General features: G+C 59.0%; 25 protein-coding genes and 1 pseudogene. 14 read left to right on the top strand and 12 right to left on the bottom strand.

Annotated elements, in window-relative coordinates; all coding sequences use genetic code 11:
- The first annotated feature begins 68 nt into the window (after nt 1-68).
- Nucleotides 69-689, top strand: coding sequence for a cytochrome b/b6 domain-containing protein (locus RYA97_RS23640; protein WP_005780536.1), 621 nt, complete (start codon nt 69-71; stop codon nt 687-689).
- Nucleotides 686-1,456 (top strand): molybdopterin-dependent oxidoreductase, encoded by a 771-nt coding sequence (locus tag RYA97_RS23635; RefSeq protein ID WP_002554189.1) that lies wholly within the window; start codon nt 686-688, stop codon nt 1,454-1,456. The genes RYA97_RS23640 and RYA97_RS23635 overlap by 4 nt, the downstream gene beginning before the upstream one ends.
- Nucleotides 1,457-2,201: 745 nt before the next feature.
- On the opposite strand, the gene efeO (RYA97_RS23630) is transcribed toward RYA97_RS23635, so the two are convergent.
- The 4 genes from efeO (RYA97_RS23630) to efeU are packed head-to-tail and all read right to left on the bottom strand — an operon-like array spanning nt 2,202 to nt 6,477.
- The gene (efeO, locus tag RYA97_RS23630; protein WP_005733750.1) at nt 2,202-3,026 is read right to left on the bottom strand and encodes an iron uptake system protein EfeO; all 825 of its coding nucleotides are present in this window, start codon (nt 3,024-3,026) and stop codon (nt 2,202-2,204) included.
- A gap of 29 nt (nt 3,027-3,055) precedes the next feature.
- Nucleotides 3,056-4,378 (bottom strand): iron uptake transporter deferrochelatase/peroxidase subunit, encoded by a 1,323-nt coding sequence (gene efeB, locus RYA97_RS23625; protein ID WP_005780540.1) that lies wholly within the window; start codon nt 4,376-4,378, stop codon nt 3,056-3,058.
- Nucleotides 4,379-4,402: 24 nt separating this feature from the next.
- Complete coding sequence (gene efeO, locus RYA97_RS23620; protein ID WP_005780542.1) at nt 4,403-5,614, bottom strand: iron uptake system protein EfeO; 1,212 nt, start codon at nt 5,612-5,614, stop codon at nt 4,403-4,405.
- An 8-nt stretch (nt 5,615-5,622) separates the two neighbouring features.
- A complete protein-coding gene (efeU, locus tag RYA97_RS23615; RefSeq protein ID WP_005780544.1) occupies nt 5,623-6,477 on the bottom strand; it encodes an iron uptake transporter permease EfeU in 855 nt (284 codons plus the stop codon).
- A gap of 313 nt (nt 6,478-6,790) precedes the next feature.
- Here efeU and RYA97_RS23610 point away from each other — a divergent pair, with 313 nt between their 5' ends.
- Both RYA97_RS23610 and ada read left to right on the top strand, forming a co-directional pair.
- Nucleotides 6,791-7,405: a DNA-3-methyladenine glycosylase family protein gene (locus RYA97_RS23610; RefSeq protein ID WP_004657053.1), complete on the top strand. Its 615-nt coding sequence runs from the start codon at nt 6,791-6,793 to the stop codon at nt 7,403-7,405.
- A gap of 70 nt (nt 7,406-7,475) precedes the next feature.
- Nucleotides 7,476-8,582: a bifunctional DNA-binding transcriptional regulator/O6-methylguanine-DNA methyltransferase Ada gene (gene ada / locus RYA97_RS23605; RefSeq protein WP_005780548.1), complete on the top strand. Its 1,107-nt coding sequence runs from the start codon at nt 7,476-7,478 to the stop codon at nt 8,580-8,582.
- On the opposite strand, the gene ampC is transcribed toward ada, so the two are convergent.
- Together ampC and RYA97_RS23595 are read right to left on the bottom strand one after the other, a co-directional pair.
- A complete protein-coding gene (ampC, locus tag RYA97_RS23600) occupies nt 8,571-9,728 on the bottom strand; it encodes a class C beta-lactamase (protein ID WP_005780550.1) in 1,158 nt (385 codons plus the stop codon). The two genes, ada and ampC, sit on opposite strands and share 12 nt — an antisense overlap.
- On the bottom strand, nt 9,728-9,874 hold the full coding sequence (locus RYA97_RS23595) for a hypothetical protein (protein WP_005744526.1): 147 nt from the start codon (nt 9,872-9,874) through the stop codon (nt 9,728-9,730). Before RYA97_RS23595 ends, ampC begins: the two co-directional genes overlap by 1 nt.
- Here RYA97_RS23595 and RYA97_RS23590 point away from each other — a divergent pair.
- Together RYA97_RS23590 and zapE are read left to right on the top strand one after the other, a co-directional pair.
- Nucleotides 9,873-11,318 carry a SulP family inorganic anion transporter gene (locus tag RYA97_RS23590; protein ID WP_004665792.1) on the top strand — a complete coding sequence of 482 codons (1,446 nt, stop codon included), beginning with the start codon at nt 9,873-9,875 and terminating at the stop codon, nt 11,316-11,318. The two genes, RYA97_RS23595 and RYA97_RS23590, sit on opposite strands and share 2 nt — an antisense overlap.
- 50 nt (nt 11,319-11,368) lie before the next feature.
- Nucleotides 11,369-12,484 carry a cell division protein ZapE gene (zapE, locus tag RYA97_RS23585; RefSeq protein WP_046832739.1) on the top strand — a complete coding sequence of 372 codons (1,116 nt, stop codon included), beginning with the start codon at nt 11,369-11,371 and terminating at the stop codon, nt 12,482-12,484.
- A 3-nt stretch (nt 12,485-12,487) separates the two neighbouring features.
- Here zapE and rarD read toward each other — a convergent pair whose 3' ends face one another.
- Nucleotides 12,488-13,372: an EamA family transporter RarD gene (gene rarD, locus RYA97_RS23580; protein WP_005744523.1), complete on the bottom strand. Its 885-nt coding sequence runs from the start codon at nt 13,370-13,372 to the stop codon at nt 12,488-12,490.
- Nucleotides 13,373-13,596: 224 nt separating this feature from the next.
- On the opposite strand from rarD, the gene RYA97_RS23575 reads away from it, so the two are divergent.
- Nucleotides 13,597-14,748 (top strand): MFS transporter, encoded by a 1,152-nt coding sequence (locus RYA97_RS23575; RefSeq protein WP_010197997.1) that lies wholly within the window; start codon nt 13,597-13,599, stop codon nt 14,746-14,748.
- Nucleotides 14,749-14,754: 6 nt separating this feature from the next.
- Here RYA97_RS23575 and RYA97_RS23570 read toward each other — a convergent pair whose 3' ends face one another.
- Together RYA97_RS23570 and RYA97_RS23565 are read right to left on the bottom strand one after the other, a co-directional pair.
- Nucleotides 14,755-15,588 carry a PhzF family phenazine biosynthesis protein gene (locus tag RYA97_RS23570; protein WP_117139567.1) on the bottom strand — a complete coding sequence of 278 codons (834 nt, stop codon included), beginning with the start codon at nt 15,586-15,588 and terminating at the stop codon, nt 14,755-14,757.
- 128 nt (nt 15,589-15,716) lie between these two features.
- Nucleotides 15,717-16,199, bottom strand: a complete 483-nt coding sequence (locus RYA97_RS23565) for a multidrug/biocide efflux PACE transporter (RefSeq protein ID WP_016980896.1) — start codon at nt 16,197-16,199, stop codon at nt 15,717-15,719.
- Nucleotides 16,200-16,298: 99 nt separating this feature from the next.
- On the opposite strand from RYA97_RS23565, the gene RYA97_RS23560 reads away from it, so the two are divergent.
- From RYA97_RS23560 to RYA97_RS23550, 3 genes are all read left to right on the top strand, one after another.
- The gene (locus RYA97_RS23560) at nt 16,299-17,183 is read left to right on the top strand and encodes a LysR family transcriptional regulator (protein WP_002554175.1); all 885 of its coding nucleotides are present in this window, start codon (nt 16,299-16,301) and stop codon (nt 17,181-17,183) included.
- A gap of 97 nt (nt 17,184-17,280) precedes the next feature.
- The gene (locus RYA97_RS23555) at nt 17,281-17,499 is read left to right on the top strand and encodes a DUF6434 domain-containing protein (RefSeq protein ID WP_005744517.1); all 219 of its coding nucleotides are present in this window, start codon (nt 17,281-17,283) and stop codon (nt 17,497-17,499) included.
- A 207-nt stretch (nt 17,500-17,706) separates the two neighbouring features.
- On the top strand, nt 17,707-19,800 hold the full coding sequence (locus RYA97_RS23550; protein ID WP_005744516.1) for a PAS domain-containing sensor histidine kinase: 2,094 nt from the start codon (nt 17,707-17,709) through the stop codon (nt 19,798-19,800).
- Nucleotides 19,801-19,812: 12 nt separating this feature from the next.
- Here the strand turns inward: RYA97_RS23550 and RYA97_RS23545 are convergent, their stop codons facing one another.
- Both RYA97_RS23545 and katB read right to left on the bottom strand, forming a co-directional pair.
- On the bottom strand, nt 19,813-20,373 hold the full coding sequence (locus RYA97_RS23545; protein WP_005734718.1) for an ankyrin repeat domain-containing protein: 561 nt from the start codon (nt 20,371-20,373) through the stop codon (nt 19,813-19,815).
- Between the two features lie 61 nt (nt 20,374-20,434).
- Entirely contained in the window at nt 20,435-21,940 is a 1,506-nt protein-coding gene (gene katB, locus RYA97_RS23540) for a catalase KatB (RefSeq protein WP_004665787.1), read from the bottom strand.
- A gap of 569 nt (nt 21,941-22,509) precedes the next feature.
- Between katB and RYA97_RS23535 the strand changes: the two genes are divergently transcribed.
- From RYA97_RS23535 to RYA97_RS23525, 4 genes and pseudogenes are all read left to right on the top strand, one after another.
- Nucleotides 22,510-23,235, top strand: a complete 726-nt coding sequence (locus tag RYA97_RS23535) for a GNAT family N-acetyltransferase (RefSeq protein WP_005780566.1) — start codon at nt 22,510-22,512, stop codon at nt 23,233-23,235.
- 114 nt (nt 23,236-23,349) lie between these two features.
- Nucleotides 23,350-24,201, top strand: a pseudogene (locus RYA97_RS26655) (MCP four helix bundle domain-containing protein); the annotation flags it as partial.
- Nucleotides 24,196-25,059: a methyl-accepting chemotaxis protein gene (locus RYA97_RS26650; protein ID WP_407719293.1), complete on the top strand. Its 864-nt coding sequence runs from the start codon at nt 24,196-24,198 to the stop codon at nt 25,057-25,059. The pseudogene RYA97_RS26655 and the gene RYA97_RS26650, both read left to right, overlap by 6 nt.
- Nucleotides 25,060-25,197: 138 nt before the next feature.
- On the top strand, nt 25,198-26,079 hold the full coding sequence (locus RYA97_RS23525; protein ID WP_005780568.1) for a CAP domain-containing protein: 882 nt from the start codon (nt 25,198-25,200) through the stop codon (nt 26,077-26,079).
- Nucleotides 26,080-26,107: 28 nt separating this feature from the next.
- On the opposite strand, the gene RYA97_RS23520 is transcribed toward RYA97_RS23525, so the two are convergent.
- On the bottom strand, nt 26,108-26,536 hold the full coding sequence (locus RYA97_RS23520) for a nuclear transport factor 2 family protein (protein WP_032637516.1): 429 nt from the start codon (nt 26,534-26,536) through the stop codon (nt 26,108-26,110).
- Between the last annotated feature and the right edge of the window lie 90 nt (nt 26,537-26,626).

The following is a 26,626-nucleotide window of genomic DNA, read 5'->3' as shown; positions in this document are numbered from 1 at the left end:
AGCCGAGGCTGTCAGTGGCAGGCTGCTGCTGACAGCCTCGGTTACACCTGATCTAGAGGGATCTGCGCATGAAAACCCGCCCTATTCACCCGTGGCCGGTGCGCCTGACGCATTGGGTCAATGCCGTGGGCATGGTCTGCATGTTCATGAGCGGTTGGGCTATTTATAACGCGTCGCCACTGATGCCATTCACCTTTCCCAAATTCCTGACACTCGGCGGCTGGCTGGGCGGCTCGATCGCCTGGCACTTCGCGGTGATGTGGCTGTTGGTGATCAACGGCCTGCTGTATGTGCTGTATGGCGTATTCAGCCGCCACTTCAAACGCGATCTGCTACCTGTTCGACCGTCTGAAGTGAAGCGTGACATGAGTGATGCGCTGCATTTTCGCCTGGCCCACGTCAAAGGCCGTTACAACGCGGTGCAACGGCTGATGTACTGGCTGGTGTTGATCATGGGCGTGCTGGTGGTGGTGTCCGGGCTGGCTATCTGGAAACCGGTGCAGTTTCAGGGCCTGGTTGCCCTGCTGGGCGGGTTCGATTTTGCCCGCTGGGTGCATTTTGGCGCGATGACGGCCATCGGCGCGTTTGTTGTTGTTCATCTGGTGCTGGTCGTGCTGGTGCCCAGTACCTTGTTACCCATGATTACCGGCGGCCGCCAGCCGAACGAAGACGGAACTGTGCAACCATGAACGAACCTCGTAAACGCATCACCCAGCGCATTCGTCTGGAGCCTGCGCAGCAGAGCCAACTGGTCGATATTCAGCGCCGCTCGTTTCTACGCGCCGGGCTGACAGTGGGGGCGATGTCGATGCTCACCGGCTGCAACCTGCAGGATGGCGATCAGGTCGACAAAGTGCTGTGGGCCATGTCGCGCTGGAATGACCGGGTTCAGGCCTGGCTGTTCAACGGCCAGAAACTGGCCCCGACCTACAGCAAGGCGCAGCTGACCAACCCGTTCCCGTTCAATGCGTTCTACCCCGAATACAACGTGCCGGAGGTGGAGCTTTCCGACTATCGGCTGGCAGTGTCCGGGCTGGTGCGTGACAAGCAGCCGTGGACGCTGGATGCACTGCGCAAGTTGCCGCAACGCACCGACATCACGCGGTTGATCTGCATTGAAGGCTGGAGCGCGATAGGGCAATGGGGCGGTGTGCCGCTGAAGACGTTTCTGGAGTACATCGGCGCCGATACCACGGCACGTTTCGTCGGCTTCAAGTGCGCCGATCGCTATTATTCAAGCCTGGATATGCCTACTGCGCTGCATCCGCAGACATTGCTGGCGCTGGACTTCGGTGAAGTCGCCCTGCCACCGGATTACGGTTACCCGCTGCGGGTGCGAGTGCCGACCAAGCTGGGCTTCAAGAACCCCAAGCACATCGTCGAGATCTTCGTCAGCAACGAGAATCCTGGCGGGTATTGGGAGGATCAGGGCTACAACTGGTTCAGCGGGATCTAGGCGCGGACGCAGAGCGTCCAGAAGGGCATTCGACGCAGAGCGTCGCACGATGGCGGTAGTGAGACTATCGTTCCTCACGCTCCGCGTGGGAATGCCGTTCGTGACGCTCTGCGTCACACAGCGGTTCTGTGGTGCCAGGTGGATGTAGGCTCGACTCAAGTCACCTTTTCGCCCCTCGGCGAGTTACTTTGATGAGGCCAAAGTAACCAAAGCCTTTCGCTCCTGTTTCCGGCCCGACTTCGTCGGGTTCCTTCGTCCTGGCACTAAGGTCGCACTCTGCGTCGTCAGCGCCATCGTGGTTGAAAAGCATTTCGGTGGTAGTTAATGCGATTTTGACTATCGTTCCTCACGCTCCGCGTGGGAATGCCGTTCGTGACGCTCTGCGTCACACAGCGGTTCTGTGGTGTCAGGTGGATGTAGGCTCGACTCAAGTCACCTTTTCGCCCCTCGGCGAGTTACTTTGATGAGGCCAAAGTAACCAAAGCCTTTCGCTCCTGTTTCCGGCCCGACTTCGTCGGGTTCCTTCGTCCTGGCACTGATCCGGGGGTCGCCGCAACGGGCCATCCATGGCCCGGTGCGGCTAGCCTGGCGTCCTGCCAGGCTACCCCCGGATCAGCGCCAGGACTCAGCCGTCACTAACGTCGCACTCTGCGTCGTCAGTGCCATCGAGTTAAAAAGCGCTTTCAAGTGCAGTAACCGCTGGTACGGCAAAAAGCCGCACCTCGAACAGGCGCGGCGTTTCAGGTCAGTTCAGGCCCAGTTTGCCGCGCAGGGTCGAGAGGTCTTCGGCCAGGGTGTTGACCGGGCCGACCAGGGCTTTGCGGTCGTTCTCTTTCACCTTGTCGTAGGTTTCAAAGCCACCGTCCTTGGTCTTGTACTTGGCCAGAATCTTGTCCACGGTGGCGAAGTTCTTGTCGACTTTGCTGGAGAAGGCTTTGTCCTGCTGCTCGATCTGCGGGCGGAACAGGTCGACGATTTTCTTCGCGCCGTCGATGTTGCCCTGGAAGTCGTACAGGTCGGTGTGGCTGTAACGGTCTTCTTCGCCGGAGATCTTGGTCGCCGCAACTTCTTCCAGCAAGGCGGCTGCGCCACCGACGACTTTTTCAGGCGGGAAGGTCAGGTCGGCTACGCGCTTTTCCAGGTCCTTGACGTCGCTCATCAGTTTGTCGGCGATAGGGCCCTGGTCCTTGGTGGTGTTCTGCGAGAACAGCGCGTACTCCAGACGATGGAAACCGGTGAAGTCTTCTGCCGTGACGCCTTGTTCGTGGTCGTCGACGCGTGAGTCGATGGACGCGTCCAGGTCACTGAACAGTTCGGCAATCGGCTCTACCGACTCGTAGTACACGCGGGTAGGGGCATACAGCTTTTTGGCCGTCGCGATGTCGCCCTTCTTAACGGCATCGGTGAACTTCTGGGTATGGCTGACCAGTTCTTCGATGTTTTCGGTTACGTAAATCTTGTAGTCCGAAACCGGACCTACCAGGTCCAGCGGCGCGGTGGCGGCAAAGGCAGCCAGTGGCGTCTGGAGCAGGCCAAGGGTCAAGAGCAAAGCCAGGGGCGTCTTTTTCATGGGTGTCTTCCGGGTCTGGAGTGGTTAGGTCATGCGGTTTTAATGGACGAAGCAGCTGCCAGCAGCGAGCGGCCGATGAAATCCTGGTCACCGGTTACCCCCGGCAGGGTGAAGAAATAACCACCACCGACCGGCTTGAGGTATTCCTCCAGCGGCTCGCCGTTGAGGCGGCTCTGAACGGTAATGAAGCCTTTTTCCAGGTCAGCCTGATAGCAGATGAACAGCAGGCCCATGTCCAGCTGACCGTTCTTGTTCACCCCGTTGGAGTAATTGAACGGACGGCGCAGGATCAGGTTGCGCTGGCTTTCGGCGGTACGCGGGTTGGCCAGGCGGATGTGCGAATCCAGTCGGGTTTTCTTGCCTTCCGGGTCTGCCGCGTAGTTGGGTACGTCGGTCTCGACCTTGCCGTCCATAGGTGCACCGGTGCTTTTGCTGCGGCCGAAAATCGATTCCTGCTCCTGCAATGGCGTGCGGTCCCAGCGTTCCACGAAGTTACGGATGATTCGCACGGCCTGATAGCTGCCGTTGGCGGCCCACGCTGGCTCGTCGCTACCCGGCTGCACCCAGACCAGCTCGTTCATGGTCTTCTGGTTGTTGGAATCCGGGTTTGCCGAGCCATCCCGGAAACCGAGGAAATTGCGCGCGCTTTCCGGCGGCTGGCCAGGCTTCTTCGGTGCCTGGGGCGGCACGGTGCCTTCCTGTTTCCAGCGCACCAGCAGCAGGTCAGGCAGGTTCTTGACGATGTCGCGCAGGGCGTGAATGTTGCTGTCGGCGGTGTTGGCGCAGAACTGGATGCTCAGGTCGCCATGGCAACTGGCCGGATCCAGCGCGTCGTTGGGGAAGCCGGTCATGCGGATCAGGCGTTTGGGTTTGACCGGGGTCAGGCCAAAGCGCTCATCGAACAGCGATTCGCCTACCGACACGGTAATGGTCAGGTTGTCCGGGGTGACCACCGGGCCAAGAATGCCGGAATCAGGCGGTGGCAGTTTCGGATCAATCTCCGGCACCGGGCCGCCGGTCATCAGGAACGCGATGCGCTCATTGAGCGTGCGGAACAGGCGCTCGAGATCTTCGCGGTCGGCAGCCAGCACGTCGAACGCGACCAGCATGCCTGCGGCCGGACGCGGGTTGACGATGCCGGTCTGATGCAGGCCATGAAAGTCGTTGTGGTCCTGGGTCTTTTCACTGTTCGGTGCTTCGGTGACTTGCGCCGGCGTTGCGGCCAGTACGTTGCCGCTCAGGCTGCTGCCAGCCAGCGCGGCACCGGCAGCACCGAGACCCATCAGGACACGGCGACGCTGTATTGAAGCGGGGGCGTTAGTGGCTTCTGGACTGTTGTCTGGGTTTTTCATGGTAGTGTGCTGTGCTCCAGTGAATCAGAGGTCAGAAAGGCCAAGTGCCGCGTCGATGCCGTTGAGTGCGTCAGCCAGCGCGCCAGCCTTGGCGGCGATTTGCCGACGCTGCGTCTCGTCCACCTGGTCATAGGGGCGCATGCCTCCCTCAGTGGTGCTCAACGCATCAAGTGTGGTGTCCAGATCAGCCATAGCCGCATCGATCTTCTGCAGCAGATCGGCAGCACTGCGGGTCAACAACGGACGCAGCAGATCGACGATTTTGCGGGTTCCGTCCAGGTTGGCGGCAAAGCCGTTGAGGTCGCTGTGGCTGTAGCGTTCCTCTTCGCCGTTACTGCGTACGTCAGCCAGGCTGCGCATCGTGCGGGTGGCGATGGCGGCCAGTTGTTCGGGGGCCAGCGATTGCGCCATCAACTGCTGTTTGAGCTGAGTGACATCGGTTTGCAGGCGCTGCGCGACGGGCGACAGGCCCTCGACGCTGTGCTGATCGAACAATGCGTATTCAATGCGGTGGAAGCCGGTAAAGCCCGGATCCTGTTCACGCTTCTCGTAGTAATCGGCGCGGGCATTGATGGCATTGTCCAGTTCCGAGAGGCGCTGAGCAGCCGGAGCAATACGCTGATACGCGGTGCGGGCGGGCAGGTAGGCCGCCTGAGCGGCGCTCAGGTCGCCAGCTTCAATGGCTTGTTGCAGAGCCGTCACGGCCTTGATCAGCGCCGAACCTTGCAGGCTCAGGTACACCCGGTATTCGGAAAGAGGGCCGATGAAGGCGGTCATCGACGGGTGCGCCTTGGCTTTTGCATCGGACTCGGCGGTCGGGGTGACGTGCAAGGTGCCGCGCGGGTTGCTGAGCAGGCCGCAGGTGATCGCGTAATCGCCGGGTGCCAGGTTGGCATTGATCACCTGGCTCAACCCCGGCGCAATGTTTTCCCGCTCTTCAACCACCAGCACGCCATCGAGAATTTCCCATTCGACGGCGCGTTCCGAGCGGTTGACGATGCGGAAAGCATTCTTGCCCGCCGCCACCGTCAGCACATTCGGCTCACAGTTGCGGGCGTGAATATTGACCACGGTTTCAGTGCCGGCATTGGCCGCGCGCTTTTTTGCGGCGACCTGCGAGGCGTAATAGAACAGCCCGCCTGCGGCAATCATCAGGATCACCGAACCGGCGACAGCCAATTGCAGGACACGGGGCGGCCGGGCTTTCTCGGAAGGCCCTGGGGTACGGATAGACATGGGTGCCCTTATTCGTTCGTCACAGAAGATGTTTTCGGCTGTACGGTCTTACCGGACGCCGGGGTGTGCGGCATGAAGAACAGCAGCAGCGCCCCGATCAGGTAAATCAGGTAGACGCTCAAGGTGCTGACGGTCGGAGCGTCCTGGTAACCGAACATGCCAGCCAGTACCGAGCCGGCAGGCCCATCCATCGGCAACAGTGCGCTGATGTCGAAGACCACTTCCTGCAGATGATTCCAGACTCCGGCTTCATGCAAAGCCTGAACGGAGTTGGCGAGAATGCCCGCAGCCACCACCAGAATAAACAGCCCGGTCCAACGGAAAAACAGGCCCAGGTTCAGGCGCATGCTGCCGCTGTAAATGGCTACGCCGAAGCCCACGGCCAGCAACAGGCCGAGCAGGGCACCCAGCGGTGCGCCCGAGCCTTCGCTCTGCTGGAACACGGCGAGCAGAAAGAATACGGTCTCCAGCCCTTCGCGGGCCACGGCGAAAAACACCATGGCGATCAGCGCGTAGGTCTGGTTTTTCGAGCCGGTGAGGGCAGCGTCCAGAGACTCATGCAGCGCGTGCTTGATCGAGCGGGCGACCTTGCGCATCCAGAACACCATCGAGCTTAAAATACCCACGGCGATCAGGCCGACAATGCCTTCGAACAACTCCTGTTGCTTCTGCGGGAATTCGGCGCTCATCAACTCAAGCCCGCCACCGACGAACAGCGACAGCGCGGCAGCGAGGAACACGCCGATCCACACCGCAGGCATCCACTCGCCGCGGCCGGTCTGCTTCAGGTAACTGGCGATAATGCCAACAATCAGCGCGGCTTCGATGCCTTCGCGCAGCATGATCAAAAACGGAACGAGCATATCTCACCGGGTCAAAACTGTAGGCTGAACGTGCTTCAGCGAGCTATAAGCCGGAAACACTGCGTAACATAATGATACTCATTCTTGACTGCGGGTAGTTGTTTTTTATCTGCATCCCGGTTTTGGCAGGTTGTTCAGGTCAGGTTCAGCTGGGCTGGCTTGAGCGTAATAAATACCGGGGCGGCCCACTGTGTGGTCTGACCTGCCTATTTCAATTTGGGAAAACACGATGTCATCAGAATCAGACGCACCTGGTAGCGAGTGCGTACCGCCACGTGACGCGAACGCTGCTGCACATGCAGAGGCGGTCGAAATGCTCAAGGCCATCGACAGGCGATGGGAATTACTGATCAATCACGTCGGCCCCTGCCTGCACCCGGTCACTGCCGCGCAGGATCCATTTCAGGCGCTGATCAAGGCCGTCGCCTATCAGCAACTGCATGCCAAAGCGGGTGACGCTATGGTGATGAGGCTGCGCGCCCTGTTTCCAGACGCAACCTTTCCGGCCGCGCAGGCATTGATCGATCTGGATGAGCAAACACTGCGCTCCTGCGGTTTCTCGGCGTCCAAATGCCGAGCGATCAAAGCCATTGCCGCGGCACGGGTCGATGGTCTTGTCCCCGATGTCAGCGCTGCATTGGCCATGAGCAATGAAGCGCTTGTCGAACGCCTCATCCAGTTGCCGGGCGTAGGTCGCTGGACGGTTGAGATGATGCTCATTTACGGTCTGGGCCAGATGGACGTAATGCCCGCCAGCGACTATGGCGTGTGCGAAGGCTATCGACGGCTGTATGCTCTTGAACTCAAACCGGGTCATAGGGAAATGGCCAGAATTGGCGAACGGTTCGGCCCTTACAGGACGATTGCCGCCTGGTATTTGTGGCGAGTACCGGCCAACTTCAGCGACATCGATTTATCTCGAATTTGAGAGCAAGACTCGGAGTGCCTGTGTGTTGCGACAGGGATAGGCTCATCGAAACCCAAGACAGGCTATCAGCATGGAAAACATGAAAGGCACGTTGAAAACGCGTGCGCCACGAACCGAAGAGGACCCGCGCTGGGAGATCCTGCTCAATCGTCGTTCAGGCGCGGGCGCTGACTTCGTCTACGGTGTGCTGACAACCGGTATCTATTGCAAGCCCGGCAGCCCTAGCAAACTTCCAAGGCCGGAAAACGTCGTGTTCTTTTCTTCGGCGAGCGAGGCTGAAGCTGCCGGGTTTCGCCTGTCGCGGCGCAGTGGCAGTGATCAGCAAAGCGTGGACCTCAAGCATGCTTCGGCCGTTTCCGAAGCCTGCAGGCTGATAGACGCCTGCGACTCGATGCCCAATCTCGCTGCGCTTGCGGAAAAGGTCGGGATGAGCAGTTTTCATTTTCACCGCACTTTCAAGAAGCTCACCGGGTTGACGCCCAAAGCCTACAGCGTCGCTTCCTTGCGCTCGCGAGTGAAAGTCCAGCTTTCCCACGATGTGACCATCACCAGTGCGCTGTATGAAGCAGGTTTCAACTCCAACAGCCGATTCTATGAGGCTTCGCAAAAAATGCTGGGCATGAAACCTTCTGAGTACCGGGCAGGCGGGGCCAATGTCGACATCAGGTTTGCACTGGGTGAAAGCTCGCTGGGTTCGATTCTGGTGGCCAGAAGCCCCAAGGGTATCTGCGCCATTTCACTCGGAGAAGACCCCAATGTGCTGGTCGAAAAGTTTCAGGATCAGTACCCCAATGCCAACCTGATCGGCGGGGATGAAGAGTTTGAACAACTTGTCGCCAGGGTCGTGGGCTTTGTCGAGTCGCCTGCGACCGGACTCGCGCTGCCGCTGGACATCCGCGGCACGGTTTTTCAGGAGCGGGTATGGCAGGCGCTCAGGGATATACCTGCCGGATCGACCGCAACCTACACCGATATCGCCACGCGTATCGGTATGCCCAGCGCAGTTCGCGCAGTGGCGAATGCGTGCGGCGCCAACACGCTGGCAGTTGCCATTCCCTGTCATCGGGTCGTGCGCAGCGACGGGTCGTTATCCGGTTATCGCTGGGGTGTCGAGCGCAAGCGCAAGCTGCTTGAAATCGAAGCTGCCGGGGGAGCAGGGCTTTTTTCAGGGCTTTGAACAGCAGCCGGACTCGCCGAGAATCCGGTAGGCCAGCCTTACCCGTTCTTCATTCGGATAGTTCTTGTTGGCCAGAATCACGATGCCGAGCTGTTTTTCCGGTATGAACGCGACATAGCCACCGAAACCGTTGGTTGATCCGGTCTTGTTGACCCAGACCGCAGATTGCGCTGCCTGCGGCGGCTCGATTACTTCGGTTTTGAGGGTGTTCAGCATGACACTGGCGTTGCCTTCAAGCAGCTGCCCCAAGCCAACCGGCATCGGATACTGCTCCCAGATCAGGTCCTGAGTCATGCCGCCGACTTTGAAATAGCTGATCCGTGTGTCACTGAGAGCGCGTTGCAGCGGCGCGTCGTACTGACCAGGCCCAAGGTGTGCCTCGACAAAACGAATCATGTCCCGAGCACTCGATTTCACGCCGTAGGCTTCACTCGCCAGAGGACCTGGGTTAACCCTGACCGGTTCGTCGAGTTTGTTGTAGCCCTGCGCATAAAGCTTTTGCTTTTCGTCGGGCACGTTCACGTAGGTGTTGCTCAGGTTCAGCGCCGGAAACAGGCGCTGCTGGAGGGCTTTTTCATATGGCAGCTTCATGCTGCGCGCCGCAACCATGCCGAGCAGGCCCACACTGGGGTTGGCATAAGTGCGGTGGGTGCCGGGCCGGTAGTCGGGCTGCCAGGCCTTGAAATAGTCCATCAATTGGCGAGTGTTCTGCACCTTTTCGGGCACTTGAAGGGGGAAGCCGCCTGCTGTGTGGGTGCCGAGGTGAAAGACCGGTATTTTGCCCAGGCGTGTGTCATTCAATTGCGGCAGGTAGGTGTCGATGCTGTCGGTCAGCGACAACTGCCCATTGGCCTGCGCCCAGGTGGCCAGTGTGGCAGTGAAGGTTTTGCTGATCGAGCCCAGTTCGAACAACGTATCGCTGGACACCGGCTGGCCGATTGTTTTTGAGGCGACGCCGTAGTTATAGAACTGTTGTGTACCGTTGCGGGTGATGGCGATGGACATGCCTGCAATGTTGTTTTCCTGCATCACCTGCTGCGCCGCTTGCTGCACAACGTCATCAAGGTCAGGTGCCGGGTCTTGAGCGCAGGCAAGGGAAGCGTTCAGCACAAGCGCCGCGCATAACAGTGTCTTATTCCTTGGCATCACATGATTCCTTGTTGTTTTGGGTCGCCGCCGATCATCGAAGAACGCTGTTTTGAAGCCTTGCTGCGGTGGTCGGTGGCGGCGGGTTTGCGTAATATGCCTCCTTTTTTGCGCTTCCTCCACGGGGCGCGGTTCAGGTAACCCATGAAATCAATCCGTATACGCGCCGAAGTCCTGGCCGGGCTCACGACATCCTTTGCCTTGGTGCCCGAGTGCATTGCCTTTGCACTGGTGGCCCATCTCAACCCGCTGATGGGGCTCTACGGCGCGTTCATCATTTGTACGCTGACAGCACTGTTCGGCGGGCGTCCGGGTATGGTTTCCGGCGCGGCCGGTTCGATGGCGGTGGTGATCGTCGCGCTGGTGGTGCAGCACGGCGTGCAATATTTGCTGGCGACTGTATTGCTGGGCGGTTTGATCATGATCCTGTTCGGGCTGCTGCGGCTCGGCAAACTGGTGCGGCTGGTGCCTTATCCGGTGATGCTGGGCTTCGTCAACGGCCTGGCGATTGTCATCGCGATGGCGCAATTGGAGCACTTCAAGGTGGGTGAGTCATGGCTCAGCGGTACGCCGCTGTACGTGATGCTCGGGCTGGTGGCGCTGACCATGGCGATTGTCTATCTGTTGCCACGCCTGACCCGCATTGCGCCGCCAGCGCTGGTGGCGATCCTCAGCGTCGGGCTGGCGGTCTACCTGCTCGGCCTGCCGACCCGCACCCTGGGCGACATGGCGCACATTGCCGGTGGCCTGCCGGTATTCGCCATGCCGGACATTCCGTGGAACCTGGACACCCTGCGCATCATCGCCCCATACGCCATCCTGATGGCGCTGGTCGGCCTGCTGGAAACCCTGCTGACCCTGAACCTGACCGACGAGATCACCGAAACCCGTGGTTACCCGGATCGTGAGTGCGTAGCGCTGGGCGCTGCCAACGTGGTCTCCGGTGCCTTCGGCGGCATGGGCGGTTGCGCGATGATCGGCCAGACGGTGATCAACCTCAGTTCCGGCGGCCGCGGTCGTGTGTCGGGCGTGGTGGCGGGTTTGATGATCCTGATGTTCGTGCTGTTTCTGTCGCCGCTGATCGAGCGCATTCCATTGGCGGCGCTGGTCGGGGTGATGTTTGTGGTTGCCCAGCAGACTTTCGCCTGGGCATCGTTGCGTGTGCTGCGCAAGGTGCCGGTCAATGACGTACTGGCGATCATTGCCGTGACCGTGGTCACGGTGCTCACCGATCTGGCCACTGCGGTGCTGTTCGGGATCATTATCGCGGCGATCAACTTCGCCTGGCAGCAGGCTCGTGAGCTGTACGCCGACAGCCATGTCGAAGCCGACGGCAGCAAGGTCTACCACCTGCATGGCACGCTGTTCTTCGCCTCGACCACACCGTTTCTCGACCAGTTCAACCCGGCCGAAGACCCGGCGCAGGTGACACTGGATTGCCGCCACCTGAGTTTCGTCGATTACTCGGCCATTGCTGCGCTCAAGACCTTGCGCGAGCGCTATGTCAAAGCGGGCAAGCATTTGCGCGTGGTGCATCTGTCCGAGCGCTGCAAGCGGCTGCTCAAGCGCGCCGGCGTGCAGCACGCATGAGCCGTTTTTAGACCGTATGTCTTTTCTCTGATACCGAAGGTGTGTGCCTGATGGATGCCGTTTCCCCGCTGCAAGCCTACGAACGTGCCGTCCAGCGTGGTTTTCAGCCTGATCAGGCGCAGTTGCAGGCTGCCCGACAGTTGCAGGCGTGCTATGAGGACCTGGCCGATGCGCGGGGTCGGGCACAGGGCGTCTATTTGTGGGGGCCGGTCGGGCGCGGCAAGACCTGGTTGATGGACCGCTTTTTCGAAAGCCTGAGCGTGCCGGCCCGGCGTCAGCATTTTCATCACTTCATGCGCTGGGTGCACAAGCGCATGTTCGAGCTGATGGGCACGCCTCAGCCGCTGACCGTGGTCGCCAAAGAGCTGGCGCGGGAAGTGCGGGTGATGTGTTTCGATGAGTTGTTCGTGACTGACATCGGCGACGCAGTGATTCTCGGCGGGTTGCTGCAAGTGATGTTCGAAGAGGGCGTAGTGCTGGTCTGTACGTCCAATCAGCCACCGGAAAAGTTGTACAGCCACGGCCATAATCGTGAGCGCTTCCTGCCAGCGGTCGCCGCGATCCTGAAATACATGAATGTGGTGGCGGTCGACGGCGGCGAGGATCATCGCCTGCACCCCGGACAGTTGCACCAGCGTTACTGGGTTGCACAGGCCGGTCAGCCAAGTGCATTGAAGGGGATATTCGAAGCGCTGAGCGCTGGCCAGCCGGTTCACGACTCGCAGGTCATGCTCGGCTATCGCAGCATCAATGTGGTTCAGCATTCCGATACGGCAGTGTGGTGCCGCTATCGTGACCTGTGTGAACAACCGCTGGCGGCGATGGATTTTATCGCGTTGTGTGATCGTTTCTCGGTGATTCTGCTCAGCGAAGTGCCGCCCCTCAGCGCCGCCCAGCGCGAGGCGAAGATTGCCCGTGGCACCGAGGATGGCGTGGAGCAGGTGACGGCAGGCGAACGCGAGCTGCCGCAGTTATCGCCCAACGACGACGGCGTGCGACGTTTCATTGCGCTGGTGGACGAATGTTACGACCGGCGCATTCCGCTGTATGTCGAAGCGCCTGTGCCGATGGACGAACTGTACACCCAGGGTTATCTGTCGTTTGCCTTTCGGCGCACCCTGAGTCGGCTTCAGGAAATGCAACTGGAGCGTTTCACCGAGACCTGAGCTTCAGGCTGCATCCCGACGGCGCTGGGTCAGCACGTGTTTGGCACCTTCGATCATCAGCACCACGACGGCCAGCCAGATCGGCAGGTAAGTCAGCCATTCATCGCGGCCGATGCTCTCGCCCAGCAACAGGGCGACGCCGACCAGCAGCACCGGCTCGACATAACTGAGCAACCCGAACAGGCTGAACGGCAGCAAACGGCTGGCAACGATGTAACTGACCAGTGCCGAGGCACTGATGACCCCGAGCACGGGAATCAGCAGGTACAGCAGCGGTGCCTGCTGGATGGCTTGTGGATGACCGTTGGCGATAAACCACAGGCCGATGGGTAGCATCAGCAGCATGTCGAACCAGAGCCCGCCGAGGTGGTCGGTCTTGAGCTTGCGTCGCAGCACGAAGTACAGCGGATAACCGCCCGCGACCAATAGCGTCTCCCACGAAAAGCTGCCCAGCCGCCATAGCTCATGGCCAACACCGATCATGGCAAATACCGCCGCGACCTTTTGCAGATACGAAAGGTGCTCGCCGTACACGATGCGGCCGGTGAGAATCATGCTCAGCGGCAGCAGGAAATAACCCAGCGATACCTCCAGACTGCGCCCGTGCAGCGGTGCCCACATGAAGATCAGTAACTGCGCGCCGAGCAGCACCGAAGACAGCAGCAGCGCGAAGATCAGCAGCGGTTGCTGCCTGAGCCGGACAGTCACTTCGCGGACTCGCCGCCAGTCTCCGCTGACCAGCATGAACAGCGTCGCGCATGGCACGGTGAGCAGCATGCGCCAGCCGAAGATCTCTTCACCGTCGAGCGGGGTCATCAGTGACGTATAGAAATACATGACCCCGAACAGCGTTGACGCCAGGATCGACAGCACCACACCTTTGTACACGACGGCCTCCGCGACAGCTGATTCGACAGATTGCGCACCTGTCTGGTGCGCGTGGTCGTCAGTCTACTGGCCTGAGGTGCAAAAAGCTGCAAATCGGACGGCCCTTGCACGACGATGGAACGAGCCTCATGCAAGTGCATCAGAGGTTTTGGCTAATCGATCAGCTTTGTTAGGCTGTCGCGCTGGCCGGTGTGACCGTACTCGGCAAATTACAAGGAGCATGCATGACCTCTTTCAGCACCGCAGCCCAGGATGCCAAGGCTCGGGCGGAGCAGTCTTCGACGCGTATCGCGTTTTTCATTGCCGGTTTCAGTGTCGCCTCTTGGGCGCCGCTGGTGCCTTACGTCAAACAGCGGATGGGCCTTGATGAGGGCACGCTCGGGCTTTTGTTGCTGTGCCTCGGCGTAGGCTCGATTCTCTCGATGCCGTTGGCCGGTGCGCTGGCAGCGCGGTTTGGCTGTCGGCGGTTGCTGGTCTGCTCGACGGTGTTGATCTGTCTGTGTCTACCGCTATTGGCGACGATATCCAGTCTGCCGCTACTCATAGCCACGCTGTTCCTGTTTGGCGCGAGCATGGGGGGCGTGGATTGCACGGCCAACGTTCAGGCGGTGATTGTCGAGCGTGCCAGCGGCAAGACCATGATGTCGGGATTCCATGGCCTGTTCAGCCTCGGTGGGATTGTCGGTGCCGCGGGTGTCGCCGGCTTGCTCAGTCTGGGCATCTCGCCATTCACGGCGATGCTGATCGTGGTATTTCTGACGTTGGTTGCGCTGGCCAAAGCGGCGCCGAATCTGTTGCCTTACGGCAGTCCGGCCGATGGGCCAGCCTTTGCCATCCCGCGTGGCGTGGTGCTGTTCATCGGCCTGCTGTGCTTCACCGTATTTCTGGCCGAAGGCGCAATGCTTGACTGGAGCGCGGTATTCCTGACCTCGTTGCGTGGTGTCGAAGCATCGTATGCCGGACTGGGCTATGCGGTATTCGCCGCGACCATGACCCTGGGGCGGTTGTTTGGCGATGCGGTGGTAAAACGGGTGGGCTCCAATCGAGTGATCATTCTTGGCGGGCTGTGTGCCGCAGCGGGGCTGGCCGTCGCGACATTGATCCCGGTCTGGCAGGCGGCGCTGCTGGGGTATGCATTGGTAGGCGCGGGTTGCTCGAACATCGTACCGGTCTGCTACAGCGCAATCGGTCGGCAGAAGACCATGCCGGAAAGCGTGGCGATTCCGGCGATCACCACGGTTGGTTACGCCGGGATTCTGATCGGTCCTGCGGCAATCGGTTTCATCGCCCATGTCAGCAGCCTTGAGCTGGCGTTCATGATCGTTGCCGTGATGCTCTTGGGCGTGGCTATCGGCGGCAGCAAGCTCAGGACCTGATTCTGACTACAACGTGCGCGCCATCCCCGACACCCGGATCGAACTCCCGGGCTGCTCGGGGATTTCCGCGCGCAGATGTGACGGGCTGCCCATGTCCTCGCCCTGAATAATGTCTATCAGGCCACCGTGCGGCCAGCCTATATCGCGCAGATAACCACCCAGGGCCGCCGTGGCCGCACCGGTAGCCGGGTCTTCATAAACGCCGCCGAAGGCAAACGGGTTGCGAGTGTGGAACAGCTGTTCGGTTTCGGCCCATACCAGCAAAATAGTCGCCCAGCCTTCGCGTACCATCAGCTCTCGACCGGCCTGCTGGTCATAGTGCATAGCCTTGAGCTGTGCCCGGCTGTTCAGCGCGAGCACAAGGTGCCCGGCACCGCCGTTGATATGCGCTGGCTTGATGCGTTCATCCAGATCGTTGTGCGTATAGCCGAATAGCGCCAGGGCCTCTTCCAGCAACTGCGCGCTGATCGGCTTGCTGAAGGTCGGTGGCGATTGCAGTGCTGCCGAAGTCAGGGAGCCTTGCGCATGACCCTCGACAGTGATCTGCGCCTGATTGAGCGTCAGGTTGAACACGCCGTCGCCTTGCCGTGCCGCCAGCGCTGCGCCCAAAGCGATGGTCGCGTGTCCGCAGAACGGGACCTCTGCCAGCGGCGAGAAATAACGCACACGCCAGCAACCTTCCACAGGAGCGGCAAACACGGTTTCGGAAAAGCCGACCTCGGCGGCAAGCTGCTGCATGACGACGTCATCGGGCAGCGCATCGCCAATCCACACGCCTGCCGGGTTTCCACCGCGATCGCCATCGCTGAATGCCGCCAGTTTGATTATTTCAGTTGTCATTGAAGGGTGTCCTTGCCGTGGTCATTGGGCGACAGTTTGCAACGGAGCTGATTTGATAATCCAGTGAGAAGAACTGATGCGGTGCATCTATATAGCTGATGCCTGAGCGCCCGCGCAGGCCTCTCCTCTCAAGGCACCTCACACCTGGCCATACGCCGCTGCACTACACGTTCACGCAGTGCGTCGTAGGCCCAATTGAACAGCATGGTGTAAGGCAGAAACATCAGCAGCAGACCGATATCCAGCCAGAATGCTTCCATCAGGCTGATCGTCAGCCACCATGCGGCCAGTGGCACGACGGCCAGAATCAGTCCGGCTTCGAAACCTGTTGCGTGCAGCACGCGAGTGGTCAGGCTCATGGCAAACCCGTACCTGTTGCGCAGTCTGTCGAACAGGGCGTTGTAGAGCATGTTCCAGAGCATGGCGATGGTGGAGATCATCACTGTCATGGCGCCCATCATTGTCAGCGAATGGTTCATGAGCCAGGCCAGCAGCGGTGCGACCAGAATCACGCCACCGATCTCGAAGAGGCTGGCGTGCAGCGCCCTTTCACGCAGGGTCTTGGACGCTACGGATGCGTGCTGGCTGGCGTGTTGTGGGCTGTTGCTCATGATAAGACCGTCCTTTGTGCTCGTGGGTGGCAGCATTATCATCGGTGTTTACGTTAACCTGAAAATCAATACCATCGGTAAAGCCGATAAGAGAGTGTCATGAGTTATTCACCGGAAGCCCTGGAAGCCTTCGCCCAGATTGCCGCGCTGGGTTCGTTCAGTGCAGCTGCACGCCGTCTGGGCAAGAGTCAGTCGACGATCAGTGAAGCAATTGCCCGCCTGGAGATCGATTTTGGGCTGGAGCTGTTCGATCGCTCTTCCAGGCAACCGGTTCTGACTGAAGCCGGGCGGGTCATGCTTGGCCGTGTCGATGACCTGTTGTGCGCCTCGGACCGACTGCGCCGGGCTGCTGCAAGGCTTGCGGCAGGCGTCGAGCCAAGGCTGACGCTGGTGCTGTCGGACGCCAACCAGTTCGCTGATTTCGAACGGCTGATGACCGAGCTGGATCAGCGCTTTCCAGAGCTGGAGATGGAATGCGTATTCGCCGAGCACGGTGATGCCATCAGCCTGGTGCAGTCGGGCAGGGCATCATTGGGGCTGCTGTCGGCGCAAGCCAGCTACCCACCGGAGATCGGTCACGCGACCATCGACGAAAGTGCCGATTTCGGTCTGTTCGTCTCGCATAAACATCCGCTTGCCGCGCTGGAACGGGTCGATTATCAGCAACTGGCGGGTTACCGCGCACTGCGCCTCAACACGCTGGTCGAGCACAGCATCCCCACCGACGACCTGCCCACCAGCGGCCATCGTCATTGGTCAGCGCCCAATTACCTGCTGTTGATGGACATGGCTGCCTTCGGTTTTGGCTGGTCGGCGTTGCCGCGCTGGCTGGTGTCGCGCTATTCGGGCGGGCTGCTCAAAGAGCTGAAAGTCTCGGGCTGGCCGCGTCGCTCGGCGGTCGATGTCATCTGGTCATTCCAGCGCAGCCTGGGGCCAGCAGGTGCATGGCTGCTGGAGTCGCTGGTGCCGTTTGCCGGAGAGTAAACGGATCGGCTCTCATAACCGGCAGCCAGCAGTCGCGGGGCTTGCTGATTTCCAGCTATAAAGCACAGACTTTCAACACTGTCGGGTAGGGTAACGCATGACATTCGACTGGCACTCCGATCCTGTTACACGTGATACCCCGGTGGACGACCGCTACCGAAATACGCAGAACGTGAGGCGCTTCATGACCGGACAATGCGGGCCGTCGTTCAGGTTCGACCGGCCATTCATGGCGTGGATCACTGATGGCGAGCCCAAAAACATGGGCCAGGTCGTGGATGAATGGTTGCTTCTGCGAACAGCAGGATCGGAATGAGCTGACGTTGTGTGCTGTTGGAGGGCTGCTCGGCCGGGCTCGCTCTGGCTGTATCGAGAAGCACATACCGCCCTGACTTTCGAAAATCATCGATTTTCGAATGCAAAATGCCATTATTTTTGCAACTGAGCGTTTTTTCTCGTAGCGTGCTCGTGCCGCCCTGCCTGAAGGGAACGCGGCGCAACCCACACCGCAGGTGCCTCCGCCGTGACCCCGACAGATCTACAACATCTCCAGAGCCGATTATCGGCTCTGGAGCAGGAAAACGCCTCGCTTAAAGAGCGCCTGAGCGTCAGTGGTCAGGAGGCCGAAAACGCCCTGGCGCACTCTCAGGAGCGTTATCGTTTTCTGTTCAACGCGATGGATGAAGGCTTTTGCATCATCGAGTTCTTTGACGGCCCGCACGGCCCGTTGAGCGATTACATTCATATTGAAGCCAACCCGGCTTACGAGTATCACGCGGGTATTCCCAATGTGGTGGGCAAGAAGCTGCGCGAGATGGTTCGCGAAGAGGCGGATGGCTGGGTCGAGTTCTACGGCAAGGTATTGCGCACCGGTGAGCCGGTCCGCTTCGAGCGCGAGCTGGTGGCGACCGGGCGCTACCTGGCACTGACCGCGTTCCGCATCGAGCCGGCCAGCCGCAAGCAGGTAGCGGTGTTGTTTCAAGACATCACCGAACGCAAGCGCGCAGAGCTGGCGTTACAGCAGATGAATGAAACGCTGGAGGCTCGTATTGTCGAGGCCGTCGCCGAGCGCAATGTGCTCGCCGATGTCGTCAATGGCACCAATGCATTCATCCATGTCATCGACGCCAATTACCGCTGGATGGCCATCAATGGCTCAGCGCTACGCGAGTTCGAGCGTCTTTTTGGCGTCCGTCCTCAGGTAGGCGACAATATGCTCGACCTGCTGGACGACTGTCCGCAGAGCAAAGCGGGCCTTAAGCAGCGCTGGACGCGGGCGTTGGCAGGCGAGGAGTTTGCCGAAAGCGTCAGCTTCAGCGATTCGAAGGATCCGGCCAGCCACTTCGAAATGCGTTACAGCACGCTTCGCGATGCACAAGGCCAGGCCATTGGCGCGTATCTGTTTGCCTACGATGTCAGCGAACGGTTGCGCGAGCAGGAACGCCTGGCTCAGGCTGAGGATGCCTTGCGCCAGTCGCAGAAGATGGAAGCGGTCGGTCAGTTGACTGGCGGTATCGCCCACGACTTCAACAACCTGCTGACCGGTATCACCGGCTCGCTGGAACTGCTCAAGACGCGCATGAGCCAGGGCCGTTTCACTGAAATAGATCGCTACATAGGGGCTGCGCAGGATGCATCCAAGCGTGCAGCGTCGCTGACTCACCGGCTGCTGGCGTTTTCACGTCGACAAACGCTTGACCCCAAGGCGGTCGACATCAACCGGCTGGTGATCGGGATGGAAGAGCTGATTCGACGTACGGTCGGACCTCACATCACGCTGGAAGTCGTGACCTCAGTCGGGTTATGGTCGACGTTCATTGACGCCCCGCAACTGGAAAATGCGCTGTTGAACCTGTGTATCAATGCCAGGGATGCCATGCCGCGAGGCGGGCGAATCACCATCGAAACCGCTAACCGGTGGATTGACGAGCGCGGCTCCCAGAGCCGGGACCTGACACCGGGGCAATACCTGTCGCTGTGTGTCAGTGACACCGGTACCGGCATGTCGCCTGAGGTTATCAACCGCGCGTTCGACCCGTTTTTCACCACCAAGCCACTCGGGCAGGGCACGGGTCTGGGATTGTCGATGGTGTACGGTTTTGTGCGCCAGTCCGGTGGGCAGGTGCGTATCTACTCTGAACCTGAGCAGGGCACGACCATGTGCCTGTACCTGCCGCGTCATTACCTTGGGGCTCCGGAAGAGGTCGAGGCTGTCGAGACTTGCGAATCGGCGCCTGCGCAGACCGAGCGTACGGTGATGATTGTCGACGATGAGCCGACCATCCGCATGCTGGTGGCCGAAGTGCTGGAGGATCAGGGGTATATCCCGATCGAGGCGGGCGAGGGCGCGTCTGCGCTGAAGATGCTGGAGTCCGATATGCGTATCGACCTGCTGGTAACCGACGTCGGGTTGCCTGGCGGCATGAACGGTCGGCAACTGGCGGATGCTGCGCGCATCATTCGACCAGACCTTAAAGTGCTGTTCATCACCGGTTATGCTGAGAACGCCATCATTGGTAACGGCCATCTGGATCCGGGGATGTGGGTGCTCACCAAGCCGTTCACCATGGACGCGTTCGCCAGCCGCATCTACGAAATGATCGAACGCAAGGATTGAGTCCAAAAAACGTCAGCGGGCAGGCAGCGTCTGGAATTCACCTTTCGACAAGCCCTGCACGTCGTTGCCCATGCTGTCACGGATGGTCAGGTCGGCACCCTGGTCGGTCAACGCCTTGAGCACTTCAGTGCGTTTGAACAGCGCCGCGTACATGGCCGCCGTCTGCCCGGCATTGTTGGTCAGGTTTGGGCCGCAGTCGGCCTGAACCAGGCGCTTGGCGATGCTCAGTTCACCCTTGAAAATCGCGCCCATCAGTGCAGTGTTGCCGCGATTGTCCTTGGCGCAAGGGTCAGCACCGGCATTGATCAGGCGTTCCACCGAATCTTCATGGCCGTGATAGGCGGCCAGAATAAGGCCGGTATAGCCCTGTTCGTCACGCACGTTGAGGTCGTAATGGGCTTCGATGAAGGTGTCCAGCATCGGGTTGTTGCCTTCACGGGACGCGTCGAAAAACAGCGTGCGCAACTGGCTGGCGGTCTGTTCAGCGGTCAGTTCGGAAGCGGGTGCCGGGGCGGGTGGGGTTGCGTTTGCGGCTGCAGCAAACAGCAGCAAGGCATAGATCAGATTTTTCAAAGGCGTTCTCCTGGCTGGAACCGCCCCGGCGTCGTGAACGCCGGAGCGGGACATCAGATCATCAGTCTTTGAGGCTTGCAGCCAGCGACTTGACCTTGCTCAGATCGCCCTTGGCGACTTCGGTTACCCGAGTGCCGTAGTCCGGATCTGCCTTGTACAGGAACGACAGCATAATGTTCTTGCTTTCGGTGTCGGTGTCAGCCAGCGACTCGCCAAAGCTCTGTACCAGGTCGGTCTTCTCTTTAGGGCTGTAGGAGCGATACAGATCACCCGCCTGCTTGAAGTTCTGCTCACGCGTGATCTTCGCCTGCTGGGTGGTGCCGCTGATCGGCAGTTCGCTGTAGCGCGCTTTTTCGTCGGCTGGACGTGGCTCCAGACGGCTCGGCTCATAGTTAACGCCGCTGGTGGTGTGACCGGTATTCAGAGCACCGTCCTGATTACCGTTGTTCACCGCAACCTTGGGCTGGTTGACCGGCAGGCTCAGACCATTCGCGCCCAGGCGATACATCTGGGTGTCGGCGTAGGAGAACACACGGCCTTGCAGCAGACGGTCCTCGGAAGGCTCGATACCAGGAACCAGGTTAGCCGGGGCCATGGCGACCTGTTCGGTTTCCTGGAAGAAGTTGTCGACGTTCTTGTTCAAGACCATCTGACCGATTTTCTTCTCAGGGACATCAGGCCAGATCTTGGTGGCGTCCAGTGGGTCGAAGTCGAATTTCGACAGCTCTTCAGGCTTCAGGACCTGAACGTACAAGTCCCATTTCGGGAAATCGCCTTTTTTGATGGCACCGACCAGATCGTTGGTCAGGTGGCTGTAGTCCTTGGACTGGACCTGAGCGACTTCTTTCGGATCAAGGTTCTTGATGCCTTGCAGGGTCTTCCAGTGGAACTTGACGTAGTGCACTTCGCCTTTGGCATTCACCAGTTTGTAGGCGTGTACGCCGTTGCCGTCCATGAAGCGATAGCCTGCAGGCGTACCCTCATTTGAATACAGCAGTGTCAGCGTACGGGTGGCTTCTGGAACATGCGAGAAGAAGTCAAAGCGACGCGAATCGTTGTCCAGGTTGGTACGCGGGTCAGGCTTGAAGGCGTGGACCATGTCCGGGAACTTGATGGCGTCACGGATGAAGAAGGTTGGAAAGTTGTTGCCTACCAGGTCCCAGTTACCGTCTGCCGTGTAGAACTTGGTGGCGAAGCCGTGTGGGTCGCGCAGGGTTTCAGGCGAGTGGTTGCCATGGACAACGGAGGAAAAGCGCACGAAGACCGGGGTTTTTTCGCCCGATTTGAACACCGTGGCTTTGCTCAGATCGCTGATATCGGCCGATGCGGTGAACTCACCTTTGACACCCGTGCCGCGAGCGTGGACCACGCGCTCCGGAATACGCTCGCGATCAAAGCGCTGCAGCTTTTGCAACAGCTGCACATCTTGCAGCAGGACAGGCCCTTGGGCGCCTGCAGTCTGAGAGTTCTGATTGTCGCCGACGACGGCACCATTGTCGCGAGTCAGGGTGTCTGCTGCATAGGCGGTCGGAACAGTAACGAGACCGACTGCAGTCAGACACACCATATGTCTGGACCAGTTTAATAACGGCATTTTGAATCCCTCATATTTTTAGTAGGCCGGTTTATCTTAGGCGCGTGAGGGCAGGGCGGTGATTATAAAAATATATCGGGGTGATTAAGATAAATACTGAGAGGGGAGAGGAACCGAGTAAAAAACTTTCCCAATTAGTTGAATAATTTCCTTGGCTATGAGGAAGACGGGCTACAGGTGAACGTATAAAAAAATCATGGTTTTAGTTATGTATGGACATGAAATTAAAGGATTTTTTATTAAATGTTGGTGTTAATAAAAGACACGTTTAATCACGCTGTTAAAGGATAATAGCAATCATTATCATTTTGAAAGCTCGTCAATAATAAAGTCCTGGCGTCCCGGTGTGGAACGATCGTGCAACTAAATAATGTGACATTCAAGATTGCTGGCTTTTTGATATTGTCTTCTGAGGTCGTCGTATAAGTTACAACTAAGTTATCCTGCGGCAAAGTGACATTATCGGTTTTGAAAGCGTTGACGCGCTATCATGTGGCCACACCTTGTGCAGCCACGCCGCGTTTAATGGAGCCCCTCGTCTCATGCCCACCATCATGTTGCTACAAACCCCGCCACCGGAGTTCATCCGTAGCCAGATCCAGCAGATGGTCGTGGACTACGTGACCGACATCAGCATGGTAGCCATTGCGCCGAGCAATCCGCTGTACAACCTGTATCAGTATGGCGTGGGGTATGAGGTGCATCTCTACCTGAACGCCATGGACGGCTCGCAAAACCTGGAGGTCGAACTGATCGTCGCGCTGGACGATGAGGACCCGGAAACCGTATTGGGGTTTTTACTGTACCTGCCTGTGCAGGATGATCCACAGGCTTGTGCCGTGGCCTATATGGCGGTGCGCGAAAGCCATCGTCGCCAGGGCATTGCACGCTCGATGCTGAATAAGATGGTCGGCCGCTACCCGCACGCAGAACTGTATTGCGTGGTGGGCAAAGTGGCGTATTTCGAAGCGCTGGGCTTCCAGGTCCTGGGCGCACGCGGCCCGCAGGTCATCATGAACACGCTGGATCATGGAACGGATGGCCTGCTTGCGGTCATGGACATCGCTCCGATCTACAGCTCGGTAGAAGTGCGTCAGATTCATGCGTACTTGCTCAAACAGCACGGCAAGAGAGCGATGGTCGATGCAGAGAAGCAGCGTGACCGTCATCTCGACCGTATGACCCGGGATGCCAGGGCGTTCGCCGAGCAGCGTCTTGAAAATCGTGGCGTGCCGGAAGGTGTTGCGCAAGCGTCAAGGCTGCACTGACAGCCAGGGTGTCGCGCAGGCAGACCTGTATTGATAGACGGAAGTAGTTGCACAAGCGCTATCTATCAAAAAGTGGGGAGTGCGTTGGAACGATCCAAATGGAGTGAAGTCATTATGACATCACGACTATTTGGTCACTCTCAGGCACGGATGTCGCCCCTCATTCAGCAACAGGTAAGCCCCATGAATTTCCTGCGTCAGTCCAAGTTTTCGACCAAGCTTCTTTCGGCATTCATTGTTTGTGCACTGATCACACTGGCCGTTGGCGGCCTGGGCATGGTCGGGGTTACCCGCTTGGGCAACGCGCTTGAGCTTACCTTTTCCAACAACCTTGTTTCTGTCAGCAACACTAATGAAACGCTGACCAGCCTCACCGCTCACAACCGTGGACTGTACCGTTTGCTGGATGCGCAGGATGGCGGTGTTCCTGAAGCCGACAAGGAACGTGTTCGACAGGCGTTGAGCGAAGATCTGGCTCGCGCACAGAGGGTATTCGCGATTTACCGTGCCACGCCGCTGGAAGATGACGAGCGTGCCGCCGGTGACCAGTTTGAGCTGATGATGCCCGGCTACGTTGCCGGAGCCCAGCAGGTTGTCGATCTGATCAAGGCCGGTGATTACGACGCTGCCCGCACCCGACTGAACACACTGTCTTCGGAAGGCTTTACCAAGGTGCGCAGCTATTTGCGCATTATGATTGATTCCAACAACCGTCAGATCAAAGAGGGTGCTGCGGCTGCTGCCGATCTTCGGAATTCTTCGGTGATGATGCTTGAAATCGGCGTAGTCATCGCCTTTCTGGTGGCAATCATGTTGGGGCTGTTGATCACCCGCATGATTACCCGGCCGTTGGCGGTCGCGGTAGCAAGTGCTCAGCGCATTGCCGGTGGCGACCTGACCCAACCGATTGTTTCTGATCGTGGCGATGAGGCCGGACAACTGCTGGACGCACTGTCCGACATGCAGACCGGTCTGAAAAATACCATTCAACAAATTGCCAGTGCTTCAGACCAGTTAGCCTCTGCTGCCGAAGAATTGAGCGCCGTTACCGATGAAAGCACCCGCGGACTGACTCGCCAGAACGACGAAATCCAGCAGGCTGCGACTGCCGTGAATCAGATGACTGCTGCCGTGGAAGAAGTGGCGCGTAATGCGGTGTCGACGTCCGAGGCGTCGAAGGCTGCAACCGATGATGCAGTCGATGGACGTGGTCAGGTGGATCATACGGTCAAGGGCATCACCACCATGGTGCACGAGATCACCGAGTCCACCGGCGCTGTGTCAGAACTGGCCGGGCATGTGCGGGAAATCAGCAAGGTGCTGGACGTGATTCGCAGTATCGCCGAACAGACCAACCTGCTGGCGTTGAATGCCGCCATCGAAGCCGCGCGTGCCGGCGAACAGGGTCGTGGTTTTGCGGTGGTGGCTGATGAGGTTCGTGCCCTGGCACACCGTACCCAGGCCTCGACAGTGGAAATCGAAGGCATGATCAGCACCGTGCAGTCCGGAGCCGATGGCGCCGTCGCTGCGATGGGCAAGAGCCTGTCTCTGGCCACCAATACTCAGGAGCTGGCGCTGCGTGCCGGTGCCGCGCTGGAAAAAATCACCCTGGGTGTGGCGACCATCAACGAGCGCAACCTGGTCATTGCTTCGGCTTCCGAAGAGCAGGCCCAGGTCGCCCGCGAGGTGGACCGCAACCTGATCAACATTCAGGACCTTTCGACCCAGAGCGCCGCAGGTGCCAACCAGACCAGCGCTTCGAGCCAGGAACTGTCGCGACTGGCCACCTCGTTCAATTCGCTGGTCGCCAACTTCAAGCTTTGAGTCGTTTCAACGCGGTACTGTCTGGCGCACGTCTTTGCGTTTTCGGTGGCTAATTTCCGCACTGACATGAAAAAGGCGTTGCGCCCGACCGGGTCATTTCGCGCATCATAGGCGGACTCAGCCCGAGAGAGACTTTTCATGCCTGTCATTTTCAACACCCTGTGCCTGTCGCTCCCGAGAGTATCGTTATCATTTGTGGCCGTGCTGTGCTCTGCAATCTTTGCCAGTGCTGCGTTGGCCAGCGACGATACGCAACTGATCGAATCCATCAACGCCTATCGTGGTCAGGCACAGCGCTGTGGCGAGCAGGTATCCATGGAACTGCCGCCACTGACCAGTGATGCACGTCTGGTGCTGCCCGCCAGTGGCAATCTGGACCTGCAACAGGCGCTGACGCGTGCCTCCTATCCAATGGTCACTGTGCAGGCGATCAGTCTGTCCGGCCCAAATGACGCTGACTCGGCACTTAAAGCGGTGCTGGAGAGTTTTTGCCGGGTAGTGCTGGACCCGCAATTTGTCGACATCGGGGTTAGCCGGCAGGGGCGAGACTGGCGCATTGTCCTGGCACGCTCGCTGGTGGCTTCGCGTCTTGGCGATTGGCAGGTAGAAGGGCAAAAAATTCTGGAAATGGTCAATAACGCCCGTACCCAGGCGCGTCAGTGCGGAACGCAATCCTTCGCTTCTACCACGCCACTGGTCTGGAACGCTGTTCTGGGCAGTGCCGCACAACGTCATTCGCAGGCAATGGCCAATCAGAACTTTTTTGACCACAAGGATCGCGACGGCCGTACGCCTGGCGATCGGGCCGAACTTGCTGGCTATATAGGCCAGCAGGTCGGTGAGAACATCGCTGCAGGCCAGGACAGCGCGCGCAAGGTGGTGGATGGCTGGCTGCTGAGCCCCGGCCACTGCGCCAACCTGATGAGTCCTGATTTCCGCGAGTTGGGAGCAGCCTACGCGATGGACCCGAAAAGTGACGCAGGGATTTACTGGACGACGATGTTCGGCACGCAGCAGTAGCGCCTGCTGCTGCCTTGAACCGGTGGGTTTAGAAGCGGAATGCCTGACGGCCGATGAGCAGCCATTGGCCATTCTGCTTTTGCCAGATCTGGAAGTTCTCGATTTCGGTCGGCACAACCTTGCCGCTGTTCACTGCCTGTGCCGAGAAATGATTGCGCACCAGGGCAGTATCGACGGAAAGAATGATTTTCTGATTGAGCATCTTCAGTTCGTTAAAGGCGCTCTTGCCGGTCTCGATGTCTGCGATGAACGCTTTCTTGTCCTGAATGGTGCCGCTGGAGTGTCCGTATGTGAGGTTGTCGGCGGTCAGCGCATTGAGTTGCTTTATGTCCTTGTGCCACATGGCTTGCGTGAGTTTGTCTACCGCCTCGGCAACATCAGTCTCGTCAGAAGTTGCCGCAGCGGCGTAGCCGGTAAACAGGCACAGAAACGCCATTAGCAGTGTCAGCTTTTTCATGTTCATCCCTTTTTCTTGTCGTTATTGAATGTGAGCGAAGCCCGCGCAGATGAGTAATTCATCTGTCGTCGTACAACTTAGATCAGGGCA

Source organism: Pseudomonas syringae group sp. 26L6, assembly GCF_032587815.1.
Classification (GTDB): Bacteria; Pseudomonadota; Gammaproteobacteria; order Pseudomonadales; family Pseudomonadaceae; genus Aquipseudomonas; species Aquipseudomonas amygdali.
Note: the sequence above shows the minus strand (reverse complement) of the source record. Positions and strands in the feature narration are given on the sequence as shown.

What these genes read in the sequence shown, in the direction of transcription:
- RYA97_RS23640 (WP_005780536.1), top strand. Translation starts at nt 69, where the DNA reads ATGAAAACCCGCCCTATTCACCCGTGGCCGGTGCGCCTGACGCATTGG.
- RYA97_RS23635 (WP_002554189.1), top strand. Translation starts at nt 686, where the DNA reads ATGAACGAACCTCGTAAACGCATCACCCAGCGCATTCGTCTGGAGCCT.
- efeO (WP_005733750.1), bottom strand. Translation starts at nt 3,026, where the DNA reads ATGAAAAAGACGCCCCTGGCTTTGCTCTTGACCCTTGGCCTGCTCCAG.
- efeB (WP_005780540.1), bottom strand. Translation starts at nt 4,378, where the DNA reads ATGAAAAACCCAGACAACAGTCCAGAAGCCACTAACGCCCCCGCTTCA.
- efeO (WP_005780542.1), bottom strand. Translation starts at nt 5,614, where the DNA reads ATGTCTATCCGTACCCCAGGGCCTTCCGAGAAAGCCCGGCCGCCCCGT.
- efeU (WP_005780544.1), bottom strand. Translation starts at nt 6,477, where the DNA reads ATGCTCGTTCCGTTTTTGATCATGCTGCGCGAAGGCATCGAAGCCGCG.
- RYA97_RS23610 (WP_004657053.1), top strand. Translation starts at nt 6,791, where the DNA reads ATGCTCAAGGCCATCGACAGGCGATGGGAATTACTGATCAATCACGTC.
- ada (WP_005780548.1), top strand. Translation starts at nt 7,476, where the DNA reads ATGGAAAACATGAAAGGCACGTTGAAAACGCGTGCGCCACGAACCGAA.
- ampC (WP_005780550.1), bottom strand. Translation starts at nt 9,728, where the DNA reads ATGCCAAGGAATAAGACACTGTTATGCGCGGCGCTTGTGCTGAACGCT.
- RYA97_RS23590 (WP_004665792.1), top strand. Translation starts at nt 9,873, where the DNA reads ATGAAATCAATCCGTATACGCGCCGAAGTCCTGGCCGGGCTCACGACA.
- RYA97_RS23595 (WP_005744526.1), bottom strand. Translation starts at nt 9,874, where the DNA reads ATGGGTTACCTGAACCGCGCCCCGTGGAGGAAGCGCAAAAAAGGAGGC.
- zapE (WP_046832739.1), top strand. Translation starts at nt 11,369, where the DNA reads ATGGATGCCGTTTCCCCGCTGCAAGCCTACGAACGTGCCGTCCAGCGT.
- RYA97_RS23575 (WP_010197997.1), top strand. Translation starts at nt 13,597, where the DNA reads ATGACCTCTTTCAGCACCGCAGCCCAGGATGCCAAGGCTCGGGCGGAG.
- RYA97_RS23570 (WP_117139567.1), bottom strand. Translation starts at nt 15,588, where the DNA reads ATGACAACTGAAATAATCAAACTGGCGGCATTCAGCGATGGCGATCGC.
- RYA97_RS23565 (WP_016980896.1), bottom strand. Translation starts at nt 16,199, where the DNA reads ATGAGCAACAGCCCACAACACGCCAGCCAGCACGCATCCGTAGCGTCC.
- RYA97_RS23560 (WP_002554175.1), top strand. Translation starts at nt 16,299, where the DNA reads ATGAGTTATTCACCGGAAGCCCTGGAAGCCTTCGCCCAGATTGCCGCG.
- RYA97_RS23555 (WP_005744517.1), top strand. Translation starts at nt 17,281, where the DNA reads ATGACATTCGACTGGCACTCCGATCCTGTTACACGTGATACCCCGGTG.
- katB (WP_004665787.1), bottom strand. Translation starts at nt 21,940, where the DNA reads ATGGTGTGTCTGACTGCAGTCGGTCTCGTTACTGTTCCGACCGCCTAT.
- RYA97_RS23535 (WP_005780566.1), top strand. Translation starts at nt 22,510, where the DNA reads ATGCCCACCATCATGTTGCTACAAACCCCGCCACCGGAGTTCATCCGT.
- RYA97_RS26650 (WP_407719293.1), top strand. Translation starts at nt 24,196, where the DNA reads ATGCAGACCGGTCTGAAAAATACCATTCAACAAATTGCCAGTGCTTCA.
- RYA97_RS23525 (WP_005780568.1), top strand. Translation starts at nt 25,198, where the DNA reads ATGCCTGTCATTTTCAACACCCTGTGCCTGTCGCTCCCGAGAGTATCG.
- RYA97_RS23520 (WP_032637516.1), bottom strand. Translation starts at nt 26,536, where the DNA reads ATGAAAAAGCTGACACTGCTAATGGCGTTTCTGTGCCTGTTTACCGGC.